Below are 13,790 nucleotides of genomic sequence, written 5' to 3'. Positions count from 1 at the left end.
AAGGCTTTTCATTATTGATGAATATTTTTATTCATTTGTTTGATAGCCGCTTTTTCAAGTCTGGACACCTGCGCTTGAGAAATTCCGATTTCCTCGGCGACTTCCATTTGGGTTTTCCCTTGGAAGAATCGCTTTCTCAAAATCATTTTTTCCCTATCGTTCAGCCTTCTCATGCCCTCTTTTAAAGCCAGCTCTTCAATCCATTGTGAATCTGTATTACGCTCATCACTGATTTGGTCCATCACATAGATCGGGTCTCCGCCGTCGTTATAGATCGGTTCAAATAGAGAAACCGGATCCTGAATGGCATCAAGCGCAAATACAATTTCCTCATGCGGTACTTCAAGAACTTTTGCGATGTCTTCTGCAGTCGGCTCCTTGCTTGTCTCACTGATTAACCGCTCTCTTACCTGAAGCGCCTTGTAAGCGATGTCCCGGAGTGATCTTGAGACACGGATCGGGTTATTATCACGTAAATACCTGCGGATCTCTCCGATAATCATAGGTACAGCGTATGTTGAAAACTTAACATTGTGGCTTAGGTCAAAATTATCAATGGATTTCATTAGTCCGATGCAGCCGACTTGAAATAAGTCATCAACATACTCCCCTCTGTTATTAAATCGTTGAATGACACTTAAGACAAGACGCAAGTTCCCGTTTACAAGCTTTTCTCTTGCTGAATCATCGCCTTCATCCTGCAGCTGCCTAAACAGCTTTCTCATCTCTTCATTCTTGAGTACTGGTAATTTGGAGGTATCCACCCCGCAGATTTCGACTTTATTTCTCGACACTTTTTTCCCTCCCTACAGGAGCTGCTGTACAACGTTAAGTATCTCCTTGGGTGGGAAAAATATGCACTGCACTCAGACCGAAAAACTGTCGAAATCAGGAAATCCCTGTAAAATCAAGGGGTTCTAACCATAAAATTTTTTACACCATTTTGTTGAACTCTTTTCTCAACCTTTTTATAATTCTTTTCTCAAGCCGCGAAATATAAGACTGAGAAATCCCCATCATATCCGCTACATCCTTTTGGGTTTTTTCTTCTTCACCGACAAGCCCAAACCGCAGCTCCATGATTTGCTTTTCTCTCTCATTAAGCTGTTCAAGCGCTTTTTTCAAAAGCTTTTTATCGACGTTAGCTTCTATGTCTTTAGTGATGATGTCATCGTCAGTGCCGAGCACATCAGAAAGCAAAAGCTCATTGCCGTCCCAATCAATATTAAGCGGTTCATCAAAGGAAACCTCTGAACGGATTTTGTTATTTCTTCTTAAATACATCAGGATTTCATTTTCTATACACCGGGAGGCATAGGTAGCAAGCTTGATTTTCTTTTCTGGATTAAATGTATTAACAGCTTTGATTAGACCGATGGTACCGATGCTGATTAAATCCTCTATATTAATTCCCGTATTTTCAAATTTACGGGCGATATATACGACCAGACGCAAATTGCGTTCAATTAGAATGGCGCGCGCCGCCTGATCGCCGTTTGGGAGCTTCATTAACAAAACCTGCTCCTCATCTTTAGATAATGGAGGCGGCAGGGCTTCACTCCCGCCTATGTAATAGACTTCATCACTTTTCAGCCCAAGTTTCATCAGCAGCTTATACCAGAGGTGCGTCAACCGTAATTTCAGTTTTTTCATCTTCCTCTCCCTTCTAAATGTCACGCCGTTTGAGTATGATAAGTAACGGACATTTGCGAACATTATGAAACGTGTTTGACAGCCTTGCCCGAAAGCATTTTCGGATGAATAATCGCGTCAAACTCTCCATCTGCCGACAGCTTTGTTGTGCTGATACCGATTAAACATTTATCTGCAGAAATCATTTCTTCTTTTGTCATAATCGTTACGTGATCCGGTTTAACGCATAATAAAAATTGATTTTGCTGACCAACTCCCCTGTATGGAATCAACCTCATTTTATCTAAAAAGCGAAAGGAATCATCGAGCTGTTCGATGGCTTCCAATGGGTCTGTGTTTCGAATGATCATCGTTTCGGCTGTTCCGAAAATCGGCTCCAGTTTATCAATGTAAATGATCATTACCGGTGTTTTTGTAAGAGGATCGTACAGCTGGTTACCGGAATCAATCAGGCCTCTGACATGAAGTGTTTGGCTGCCCAAATCTGCCTGCACGCTGACTCGTTCCTCATATTGAATGTTTTTTGTTTCAATATCTTCAATTCTTCTTTTAGAAAAAAACCATAATGCTGGAAAGCCACCAACAATAAACAACCAGCTGATCGGGTCTCCAAACCCTGTTTGATTGGTAATCATGACACCGTTTTGAACAATAGAATTTGACTGCAGCAAAGAATGGGCTCCGATAATTCCTCCCCCCATTAAAAAAGTGGCAAAATAAAAGGAAAACAAATTTTGAAAGAAAAACCGAAATCTTTTAAAGCCAAATGTCACCACCACAATCACAACTGAAAAAGCTAGCTTCCCAGCCGGATGTTCAACAATCGGCGAAAAAGGAGTAAACATCAAAAGGACAATACTGGAACCGATGAACGCTCCGCCTACCAGTCTTCTTTTTTTTACATGCCGTTTTAAAATAAATGCCGTGAGCAAAAGCAAAAGTGCATCAAAACAAAAGTTTAACAGCCAAATGACATCTAAATAGATTTTCACATCTGACTCCTTTCTTTCTTGCCTCACGCTGTTCCCCTTCTTGCTTCATAAGTATAAAGCAAGCTCTGTGGGAAAGTCTGTCAATTAATGTTGAGAGGAAAATACAATTTTTCAGGGAAATCTGCTTAATTTGTCGAGGAAGTATAATGAGAGGATATAAAAAAAGCTGCCAATGACGGCAGCTTTTTTTCCACTTAATTTTCTGTGTTCATATTAAGTTTTCCATTCGCAGTTTTTCTTGTTTCATTTCCATAATCATCTCGGACGATCACTTCTACTTTTGCTCCTTTTGCTTTAATAGAAGAAGTGGCAGTCCAATAGCCTTCATATCTCCCCGGAGAGATTTCTCTTAACGGGAGTTCGGTGGCATTTTGCACACTCGCTCTTGCATTGGTCAGCGGCATACGAATGGTAAACGTTGCATCTAAATCCTCAGCGCTTGAGAAAGCGATTTTCACAGATTCACCGGCTTTTAAGTTTTTATCCTCTCCCGGAATTAAGCCGGAAATGACAGGCTTGTCAAAGTTCACATCAATGACTGTCTTTTTCGTCGTTTTGTTGCCTGCCAAGTCTGTAGCAATTACCTTGATTTCATTTCTTCCATTTTCCAAAAGAATACGGGCTGAGTATGAACCATCAGCTACTGTTGCTTTTTTGCCATTCACCTTGACGTCTTTCAGATTGTCATCGGATACAGCCCCTTTGACAGTCAGCGTTTCTTTATTTGTTTTCCCGCCATCCTTTGGATTGTCCAGTGTTAATTCAGGCTTTTCTTGATCAAGCGTGACCGTGATTGGGCTGGAGGCATCTGTTGTTCCGTTGTCAGTTGATGCAGTTGCCGTCAGCTCATTTTCACCCTTGTTGAGTATGATGCCTGCATGGAACGTGCCATCCGCAGCAGCTTTCGTTTCTCCTGCTTCTTTCTCTCCATTATAAATGTGTACCGTTGTGCCAGGAGAAGCGTTTCCTTTTACAGTGACGCTATCCTTATTTGTGTATGATTTGTCTGTCGGTGAAGTAATCTCAGGTACAGCAGCTTCATAATCAACTAATGCGCGAATCATATAGTTGCCATCCGCTTTGTCACCTGGCTGCCACTTTCCATCTATATACTGCCAGTTGCGGCCGGAATTCTGGCCGGTTTCATCCATTGCCAATCCAGGTGAATACGGATCAGGTTTCGACTGGATATATACGAGATAAAAATCTTTATCGACCATAATCCCTTTTGAACTGAGATCTACCTTAGTCCACTCGCCATTGCGAAGAGCTTCCGCGTTAAATGGCCCTGCAATTTTCTTGCCCGGTGCTCCGTCTTTTCCTGTGGCATCGTATACCTCAACCTTAAACTCTGTGCCGCCCGGATCAGGGAACTCTGTATCCCAGAATCTGAACAGCCCTCCTGTAAGCATGCCTTTGTCCTTGCCGTCAGCGAGCGTCATTTTTACCGCCCATCCGTTACCGGCAGCAAAATAGGAATTGGCATTCTCCGCTGTTCCGTCATCATATGCAATTTCACCCGGATAACCGACGAAAGGCTTCAATGCAGTTTCTTTTGTAACATCACCTTTTAACTCAACGGAAAATTCATCACTGTAATAACCCGGTGCAGCGACTTTAATCGTATAAGCGCCTTCATAGGCCTCCAGCATATATTCACCTTTGTCGTTTGTCATAGCCGGTTCCACCGCAGCATCCTCTACAACATAAACGGAAGCGCCTGTTACCGGCTCTCCTGTCGTTTTATTGATGACCGTGCCTTTTAATGTGCCCTTCTTCATCTCTTCTAACGTAAAATTAGCTTGTGTCGTCTGATCCGTCTTTAAAGATACTTTTTGTGTTTTCGACTGATAACCATATGCTTCTGCCATAAGCGTATAGTCTCCCGCTTTGTGCTTCAGCGTGTACTGCCCTGTGGATTGATCTGAATATGTTGATTTTCCTGTTTCCACTACACTGACTTGTGCCTTGAGCGGCAAAACTTGAGGCTGTATAGCCTTGTTCTGATGTTTTACCGCTGTGTTTGCAGATGGCTTAGCCTTTTTCGGATTTACTGGCTTTTTCTTTTGCTTTCCAGACGGCTTTTCGACGCCCAGCTTATTCTTTTTGACTGTTTTTCCGGCTGATTTGTCAGAAAGCACTACATCATCAATATACCAGCCCTCTTTTGCAATGCTTTCATCAGATTGAAGGTTAAACATCACTTGAATGTTTTGGCCTTTATAAGCCGATAAATCAATTTCTTCGTCCGTCCAGCTTGATGTCTTTCCGTTATAGACACCAGCCTGCTCCCAATTCTTTTCACCTTCCGGAAGAACAAAAACGTAGCCGTAATCAAAATCATCCTCTAAATTGTGCCAGCTTTTAAATTGAAGGAACAGACTTCCTGAATCAGGTGCTTTAATAGGAGGCATAACAAGGTTCATGTTTGCTGAGTTGGCATAATTTCCTGTCAAATTCGTTCCATATACTTTTTCTCCGGATGCTGCTGTATTTGGGCCAGTTGACGGAACTCCCCATTCCCAGTTATTATTTGTTCCGCTCGCAACCCAGCCGCCGGGTGCAGTTTCAAAGTCCTGCTTATATCCCGCCGTGATGCTTGGTTTCACTGTTACATCGTATACGTCAGACGAAACGACATGACCGCCAAAATCGTGAATCATCCACTTATAGCTTAGTTTAGTTCCTTTTATATCTGGGATCTCTGCCTGATACGTTCCTTTTAGATGATCACCGCTGATTCGTTTAGCCGTTATTTCTGTCCATTCACCTTGATCAAGCTTGTAGGACAGCTTTACAGATGTCACACTCACATTGTCTTCAGCTGTCAAAGTCAGTGGTAGGCTGCCACCTTCATAAGCTTCAGTTACTTTCTCATGCTGATAGACAGGAGGCTCTTGGTCATCCCCCTCTACAGAAACTTGTCCTTCCGCTTTCCCTAATCCATCTGTAACAGCGGATACAGCATCAAAAGCATTCACCAGACCATGGCCATATCCGTTATTCGGTGAATCAGGAAATGTTGAATCCGTGAGCGGTTCAGCCGTGCTGGTTAATATATCCTCCATCTCATCAACAGAAAGTGAGGCATTCGCCTGTTTCAGCAGTGCAGCAACAGCGGATACATGCGGCCCTGCCATTGATGTGCCGTCCCAACCATCCTCATATGTCTGACCGGGAACGGATGAACGAATATTAACGCCCGGTGCAGATATTTCCGGCTTTATTTCATCATATGGAGATGGCCCTTGAAGAGAAAAGTCAGCGAGCTTTTTATTGATATCAGTCGCTCCAGTTGCAAACGATTCTGGATAGTTTGCCGGATTTGCGATAGAACCAGGCCCGCCGGGAATAAAGAGATCCGTATTCCCCGCTGAAAACTCAGGGAAAATATCGGCCGCACGCCAGGCATTGACCATGTCTCTGTACCATTCATCAAGTCCAGAGCCCCCTCCCCATGAGTTATTGACAACATCAGGAGCCATTTCCGGGTGGGGATTTCCTTCCGCGTCCTTTGGTGCTAAAACCCATTCACCAGCTTCCAAAATGTCAGCATCAGTGCCGCCATCTTCAGAGAACGCTTTAACAGCAATCCATTTTGCGCCAGGTGCTACACCGATTTGATTTGTTCCATCAGGTTCAGAGCCCACCATCGTGCCTGTCACGTGGGTTCCATGAGCCAAATCATCATAAGGGCTTGCCTCGCCTGCTACGGCATCATACCAGTTCATTTCATTTTCAGGCTCATTAGGATTTTCCGGATTATATCCGCGATATTTCTCTTTTAATGCCGGATGATTCCATTCCACCCCGGTATCAATGGACGCAACAACCGTGCCAGTTCCATCATATCCAAGTGCCCAAGCTTTTGGGGCATCGATTTGGTCTACATTCCATTCCACACCGTCAGTTGCTTTAATAGCTTTCTGTGCTTTTTTCATATTAAATGGGGAGGATGACTTAAAAAGCTGCCGTTTCTCATTAGGAAGCACCTTTTCCACTTCGGGAAACTGCACCACTTTTTCCATAACCTCTTTTGAGGCATGAACAGCAATCCCGTTCACCACATAATAAGAATGAATTTGGTCTGCATTTCCTTTATCTTTCTGGGTGTTCAAGTATTTTAGGACATCTTGCTGGGATTCATCGGCTGTGACTTTTAAAGATGACACAACAGCAGAACGCTTTTGATATTCCGTCTTAGCGGCAGACAGCTTCTTCGATTTCGCTTTTTTAACAGCCGCTTTTGCCGCTTTTTCTGGGTTAGCCAGATCTTTAAATTTAATCAGAAAAGTCGTTTTTTCTTTCTTTTTAAAGCTTTTCTTTAATGAACTCGAAATCTTGTTTTGAATGGATTCCGCAGATTGAAGCTCCTTTTTAACAGAAGGTGAGGTGACTTTACTGCTTGCCCCGGCTGCTCCCGGAAACAGCAGTGAACTGATGACAACTGTACTTAAAACAGAGCTGATGAGTCTGTTTTTCGTTTTTTTCCTCATTTTCATCCCCCTTTTTCAACATGCTTTTTAAAAAAAGTGTCGTCCCTCCTTTTAATAATGAATGGTTTGTCAGAACATCGCTGTATATTAACTGTAGACAATCTGAATTACAGATATTGTCGTTTCATGTCATTCAATTTCCATATATATGAAAATGATAAAAATGTCACAAAAATAAATGGGTCTAATTATCTGTTTTGTTACTAAGCGAAGGAAGCAATAGGGAAAAAGACTTTATAAGAAGGAAAGTGTGAAGAGAAAAACAAAAAAGGACAAAATCGAAAACGATTTTGTCCTTTACATTAGCCGCGTTTATTACGGTTTCTTAAGAATGTCGGGATGTCAAGCGTATCATCAGCCGGCTGTGAAGTATGACGGCTTACTGTGTTCTGCTGCTGAGGTTCCTCACGTTTTGGCTCACGCTTCGGAACACTTTGATTGTGTGTTTTGATGCTTTGATTTAAGCTTGGACGCTGAGGCTTCGTCACGTCCTTCTCTTGTTCGATAAAGCCGGTTGCAATCACTGTCACCACAATCTCATCTTTTAGATTTTCATTAATAACAGAACCGAAAATCATGTTTACGTCTTGATCAGACGCCGAAGCGACAATGTCTGCTGCTTCCTGAACCTCATATAGGCTGAGGTTTGTTCCTCCAGTGATGTTCATGAGGACGCCTTGCGCACCGTCAATGGCCGCTTCAAGAAGCGGGCTGGAAATTGCTTTTTTTGCTGCCTCTGCCGCGCGATTTTCCCCAGTAGCAATACCGATACCCATCAAAGCAGATCCTTTGTTTGACATGATTGTTTTCACATCAGCAAAGTCAAGGTTGATAAGACCAGGTGTAGCAATCAAGTCAGAAATACCTTGAACCCCTTGGCGAAGTACGTTATCCGCTTCGCGGAATGCTTCAAGCATCGGTGTGTTTTTATCAACAATTTCAAGGATACGGTCGTTCGGGATCACGATCAGTGTATCCACCGCTTCTTTCATTGCCGAGATTCCGCCTGCAGCCTGAAGCTGTCTTTTGCGTCCTTCGAAGGTAAACGGTCTTGTCACAACGCCGACTGTTAATGCGCCTAAGTCTTTCGCGATTTGTGCGATAACCGGTGCGGCACCTGTTCCTGTTCCGCCGCCCATACCAGCTGTCACGAATACCATGTCAGCACCTTTAAGTGCTTCTTCAATCTGCTCTTTGCTTTCTTCAGCGGCTTTTTTCCCGACTTCCGGATTCGCACCTGCTCCCAATCCTCTAGTCAGCTTTGCGCCGATTTGCATTTTCACTTCTGCTTTTGACAGGTTAAGAGCTTGAGCGTCCGTGTTTACCGCGATATACTCTACTCCTTGCACTTCATTTTCAATCATTCGGTTAACGGCGTTGTTACCGCCGCCTCCTACTCCGATTACTTTAATTGATGCTAAGCCGTCTATGTTTGTTTCGAACTCCAACATGCTAAATCCTCCTAATCTGCCGAATGACTATCTATCTATTCCCAAAACATGCTTAATAGTTTTTTCATTTTGCTCTGTTTATTATGTTCGGCTTGTGTTTTTTGTTTTCCTTTTGGCCGCTGCTGCACCTCATTTTGGTGATGATGCTGCTCTTGTTCCTCAGATGATGAGACTGCGATTTCCTGTATCGCTTCTTCAGGCATCTTAAAGCCTATTTTTCTGCCTTGGATTCTTGCATTCCGGCAGGCGAATTGGATCAGGCCCACTCCCGTCATATATTGAGGATCTCTTACACCGATATAATTCGGGCTTGCCACTCTGACATTGTTTTGCAGCACATCCTGTGCCAAAGACATGACACCCGGCATAGCTGCTTGTCCTCCTGTCAGCACGAAGCCTCCCGGCAGATCGGTAATTCCCATACTGCGAAGCTCTTCTGAAACAATTTCAAGAATTTCCTCTACTCTCGCTTCAATGATATTCGCTGCTTCTTGCTGTGTAAATGTTTGTTTTTGATTGGTGCCTATAACGGTTACCTCAAATATTTCATCTTCCGAGGCTTCGTCATAGTAGGCATGTCCAAATTGCTTTTTCACGCGTTCTGCTTCTTCTGTTGACGTTCTCAATCCGATGGAGATATCTTTGGTGATATTTTCGCCTCCGAGAGGAATGACACGGGTAGAAGTGAGATGTCCGTTCTGGAATACGGCAATGGTTGTTGACCCTCCCCCTATATCAATGAGAGCCACACCAAGGTTTTTCTCGTCCTTTGATAATGCAGCAGAACCGGCTGCCAGCGGCTGAAGGCAAATATCAGTTATTTCAATACCAGCTCTTTCAACGCAGCGGAGTAAGTTATGTAAGATTGTTTTTGAACCGGTGATCAAGGTGCCCTCTACTTCTAAACGCACACCCAGCATTTTTTTCGGGTCGGTGATTTCATCTCTTCCATCTACGATAAACTGTTTAGGAATGACGTCAACAATCAGCTGTTCATGCGGTACGGAAACAACCTGTGCCGCCTCCATGACACGGCGTACATCTTCAACCTGAATTTCTTTATTTTCACTGGAAACTGCTACAACACCGTTTGTATCTTGAATATTGATATAATTTCCATTAACGCCGACAATAGCTTTTCTAAGCGGAAAACCTACCATTCTTTCAGCTTGGTCAAACGCTTTTCTTATAGAATGAACGGTCTCATCTATATCAACGATTGAGCCTTTTTTCAACCCTTCAGACGGTACATTTCCCACACCGATAATATTAAGGGAATCATCTGTCATTTCTCCGACGATCACTTTTGTATTGGACGTACCGATGTCAAGACTGACGTAAAGTTCATTGTTGTTCATTCTATGGCACCTCCTCACATTTCGATCATTTCTATTCTATTATTTGCGGAACAACAATACAATGAATGTGGCTTTACAAGTGTGTAACAAAAAATAACAACAGAATATTTTTATGTGCTTTTCACATTTTATGTTTATTGAAAATATTCGTTATATCCTATGTATATCCTCTTTTATATCACATTTTTTTTATTTTTTTTAGAAAGAGTCCACTTTGTTAGTAGATTTCTTCTGATAACGGCTATATTCTGAAATAATCTGACTCCAAATGCGAATATACCTGCTAAATACAAGTCTACACCAAGATGGACTCCCAGAAAAGCTAAACTTATTGCCAATATAATATTAAAAAAGAAACCGGAAACAAATACCATTTCATCATATGTACCTTGTAAATGCGCCCTGATTCCGCCGATTAATGTATCAAGTGCGGCAAGCACCGCAAGCGATAAATAGTTTGAGTATTCACTCGGTATCGTTAAGTTTGTCATTAGTCCAATCGCTATTCCGAGCACCAGTCCCAACACGGGCAGCCACATGACAATTCTCCTCCTTTTCAGTCTTTAAGCAGTTTCAGCTGTTGTACGTCCAGTGGTCTGTCATATGCTTTTAATGTTAGTTTGCTTTCAGATTTACCGGCTTTTAATGCTAAATTTTCAGATGCAAAAAGATCCTCAAGGCCTGACCCCTTCACTCTGCTGTGTAACATGTCCGGATCTTTGGCAAGCACTTTTACTGTTAAAGGATAATCGTCAAGGGCGTATCCGTCTATTTTTGTAGTGCCGTTTATATCTCTGATGACTGTATGATTCACAACTCTTCGCTCATTAATCGAGATATGCTCTGCACCGTAGGAGTTGAGTTCATTTATCAGCTTTTTCAGCAAATCCGGAGGCGGATTTTCGATCGGCTCTCCTGTTAAGCTTTCAGAAAAAAGCGGGGAAATCGTAATGACAATTCCGCTACCTGTTATATCGGTCATGCCGGCTGTTTTTTTTAAGGATTGCAAGGTATTATTTAGCGCGGTTTCTTTTGTCATTTCTTTCGTTTGCGAATAGCTATTCAGCAATTTGTCATATTTGTTTATTTCAGCCAGCAGCTTTTCCTGCTTCTTCTGCTCTGATGTCAGCTCTTCCCTAATATCCCACATATCTCTTGTATCCCGGACTTTGGGGTGCTTTAACGAATTAAACTGAACAGATATCATCAGGCCGAAGATGACCATAAGAACACTGATGCTTATGAAGGAACGCTTTATTTTCAATCTATTTCACCCGCTTTTTCAGTCATTCCTTCGTTTTCAGAATCGGTTTCATTTGTACGTTTTTCTCTTTTTCTGCCGACACAGAAATATGATCCATTGACAGCTGATCAATTAGGCCTCCAGCGATATTTAACGAGGGCAGCAGGACATCTGGATCTCCAATAGCGGATACCGTAAACGGAGCGGGATGCTGCACCCCGTCTACCGTTACCACAGGACCATTGCATTTGATATACGAATCATGCGTCAAACGCTGTCCATTAACGGCGACAGCTGCCGCTCCTGAGATATACAGTTCGTTTACTACTTGGAAGATATGGCTTTCGTGAACGATGTAACTATTCACATTCTCCCCTTCCGGTATGTATGACGCATCTTCCAATGTCACCTCAACGCCTTCTCCCTGCACACCGACTTCCCCAATATACATCCTGTATTTTTCTGTATCTTCGAGGACATTATAGTATTCCGACTTCTCTTTCTTCAGCTTATTTTCCGCCTGGCGGACTTTGTTTTGCTTTTGATATAATTCTTTTTCAAACTTCTTATTTTCTTTCTCTTGTTTCAGCAGTTCATCTCTCAGCGCATATTCTTTTTTCCACTCTTCCGTCTCAGCCGCGCTTTTGTTGTTTTCTTTTGTCATTTGAAAAGAAAATGAAATCAAAAAACCTGCGATAAGCATAATCAAGGAAAGAAGGACTGCTGATTTGCCCCTCAATTTTCATCTTCCTTTTTAGCAGCTTTATCGTTTTTCCCAAACTCTTCAAAATAGGTGGCAACTTCTAAATGAATGATTCCTTTTTTATTGCTGCTTAGCTGTGAGATGATAGAAGGATACGTCTTCATTCGGTCTGCAAACGTTTTAATAGATGCCGTAACAACATAACCGTCGTTCATGTACAACTTAATACGGTTTTCATCCATTTTTACAGGCGTATAATAAATTTCTGAAATCGACTGTTTTAACGAATTTGACAACGCATCGAGCTGCTTGGCCATTTGAGACCGCTTCTTCGCGTTTGTCCAATTCACTAAAATCGGTCCGGCATCATCCGGCGTTACTTCGTTTGGCAGAACTGAGCCGTTTTCAAGCACTTCATAGTACACATCGTCTTTTTCTAAATAAGCAATCGCTTTATATTCTTCGATTGCAATGTTGATTTTATTAGGAAGCGATTTGCTGATCTCCGCTTTTTTCACTAATTTATTTTGCTGAATCTTCTTTTCTGTTTTTTGCTTGTCCAAACTCCAAAACTCAGTATCTCCGCTGTTAATATCGGAAAGGTCGATAATTTCCTTTTTTGATACATTTTCATTCCCTGTAACAGAGATTGTTGATACTTTACTGATTGGTGTTTGCAGGTACACAATGATCAGCACCATAATAAAAAAGAGCATAATAAATGAAATGAGACGGCGGTTTGCCTTTTGTTTCCTCTGCTCTTTAATTTTAGGGATCCGCTCTTCAATGTTAACGATTTTTTCTCGGTCTTGACCCGGGTTCATTGCCTGTTCACCTCATTCAAATGAAACAGCTGTTAAAAGTCTGTCTATTCCAAAACAAACGGCATACTATGATGCCGTTTGTCGTTTGCTTACAGTATATCATATGAACAGCTTCAGTCAGAACTTGAATCAGCGATTTCCGCCGATGATTTCAACCTCTGTGTGCATATCAATCTCGTATTTTTCACGGATTGTCTTTTTCACATGGTCAATGAGATCAAGCACATCTTTTGCTGATGCTCCCCCCGCATTGACGATGAAGTTTCCGTGCATCTCCGATATCTTTGCACCGCCGATTTGATATCCTTTCAAGCCTGCTTTTTCTACAAGGTTCCCGGCATGATTCGGAAGCGGATTTCTGAATATGCTTCCCGCACAAGGGCTTGAATACGGCTGTGTATTTTTTCTATAGTCTTTATTGCTTTGCATTTGCTGAACGATTGATTCCTTATCCTTCTGCTCAAGCTGCAAAACAGCTTCAAGGCAAACGCCCGGGCGTTTCTTTTGCAGTACAGATGTCCTGTAGCTGAAATCCATCTGCTCATTTGTCAGCCACTCAATCGTTCCGTCTTCAAATAAAATATGCGCTTTGACGAGGATCTCGCTCATATCAGAACCGTGAGCGCCGGCATTCATATAAACCGCTCCGCCGACTGATCCTGGAATGCCGGCAGCAAATTCCAAACCGGACAGGCCTTTTTTGCTCAATGATGTAGCAAGGCGGACCACCGAATAACCGCCTCCGACTGTTACTTGTTCCCCTTCAAGCTCCAAATGGTCAAGACCCGCCCCCAGCTTGATCACTACGCCTCTAATTCCTTCATCTAAAACAAGAAGATTTGATCCGCGGCCGATGACTGTCCACTTCACATCATATTTTTTAATCACGTCCATGATGTCTTTAACAGCATCCACACTGCTTGGAATGACCAATACATCCGCAGGTCCGCCGATTTTCATCGTTGTATGATTCGCGAGCGGTTCATTTGCAAGAACCTTGCCGACTTCTCGTTCTTTTAATTCCTGTATCACTTTCTCCATCGTAAACCTCCGCATTCCATTTGCTTTTC

11 protein-coding genes are annotated in these 13,790 nt (G+C 42.6%); all 11 read right to left on the bottom strand.

What is annotated here, in order from left to right:
• Positions 1 to 11: 11 nt before the first annotated feature.
• Positions 12 to 794, bottom strand: coding sequence for an RNA polymerase sporulation sigma factor SigG (sigG, locus tag NST22_RS08285; RefSeq protein ID WP_009967190.1), 783 nt, complete (start codon positions 792 to 794; stop codon positions 12 to 14).
• Positions 795 to 933: 139 nt separating this feature from the next.
• A complete protein-coding gene (sigE, locus tag NST22_RS08280; RefSeq protein ID WP_003221446.1) occupies positions 934 to 1,653 on the bottom strand; it encodes an RNA polymerase sporulation sigma factor SigE in 720 nt (239 codons plus the stop codon).
• Between the two features lie 62 nt (positions 1,654 to 1,715).
• Complete coding sequence (gene spoIIGA / locus NST22_RS08275; RefSeq protein ID WP_003232163.1) at positions 1,716 to 2,645, bottom strand: sigma-E processing peptidase SpoIIGA; 930 nt, start codon at positions 2,643 to 2,645, stop codon at positions 1,716 to 1,718.
• 194 nt (positions 2,646 to 2,839) lie between these two features.
• Complete coding sequence (locus tag NST22_RS08270) at positions 2,840 to 7,141, bottom strand: bacillopeptidase F (protein WP_003245629.1); 4,302 nt, start codon at positions 7,139 to 7,141, stop codon at positions 2,840 to 2,842.
• A 302-nt stretch (positions 7,142 to 7,443) separates the two neighbouring features.
• Entirely contained in the window at positions 7,444 to 8,592 is a 1,149-nt protein-coding gene (ftsZ, locus tag NST22_RS08265) for a cell division protein FtsZ (RefSeq protein WP_003232167.1), read from the bottom strand.
• Positions 8,593 to 8,627: 35 nt separating this feature from the next.
• Entirely contained in the window at positions 8,628 to 9,950 is a 1,323-nt protein-coding gene (ftsA, locus tag NST22_RS08260) for a cell division protein FtsA (RefSeq protein ID WP_003232169.1), read from the bottom strand.
• Between the two features lie 173 nt (positions 9,951 to 10,123).
• Positions 10,124 to 10,489 carry a small basic family protein gene (locus tag NST22_RS08255; RefSeq protein WP_003238683.1) on the bottom strand — a complete coding sequence of 122 codons (366 nt, stop codon included), beginning with the start codon at positions 10,487 to 10,489 and terminating at the stop codon, positions 10,124 to 10,126.
• Positions 10,490 to 10,506: 17 nt separating this feature from the next.
• On the bottom strand, positions 10,507 to 11,214 hold the full coding sequence (locus NST22_RS08250; RefSeq protein WP_009967184.1) for a DUF881 domain-containing protein: 708 nt from the start codon (positions 11,212 to 11,214) through the stop codon (positions 10,507 to 10,509).
• 22 nt (positions 11,215 to 11,236) lie between these two features.
• Complete coding sequence (locus NST22_RS08245) at positions 11,237 to 11,932, bottom strand: DUF881 domain-containing protein (RefSeq protein ID WP_003245024.1); 696 nt, start codon at positions 11,930 to 11,932, stop codon at positions 11,237 to 11,239.
• The gene (gene divIB, locus NST22_RS08240; RefSeq protein ID WP_003232178.1) at positions 11,929 to 12,720 is read right to left on the bottom strand and encodes a cell division protein DivIB; all 792 of its coding nucleotides are present in this window, start codon (positions 12,718 to 12,720) and stop codon (positions 11,929 to 11,931) included. The genes NST22_RS08245 and divIB overlap by 4 nt, the downstream gene beginning before the upstream one ends.
• 129 nt (positions 12,721 to 12,849) lie before the next feature.
• Positions 12,850 to 13,761 (bottom strand): UDP-N-acetylmuramate dehydrogenase, encoded by a 912-nt coding sequence (murB, locus tag NST22_RS08235; RefSeq protein ID WP_003232182.1) that lies wholly within the window; start codon positions 13,759 to 13,761, stop codon positions 12,850 to 12,852.
• Between the last annotated feature and the right edge of the window lie 29 nt (positions 13,762 to 13,790).

The organism is Bacillus sp. PS237, assembly GCF_037963345.1.
Lineage (GTDB): Bacteria > Bacillota > Bacilli > Bacillales > Bacillaceae > Bacillus > Bacillus subtilis.
This window is presented reverse-complemented; position numbering and strand designations above follow the sequence as displayed.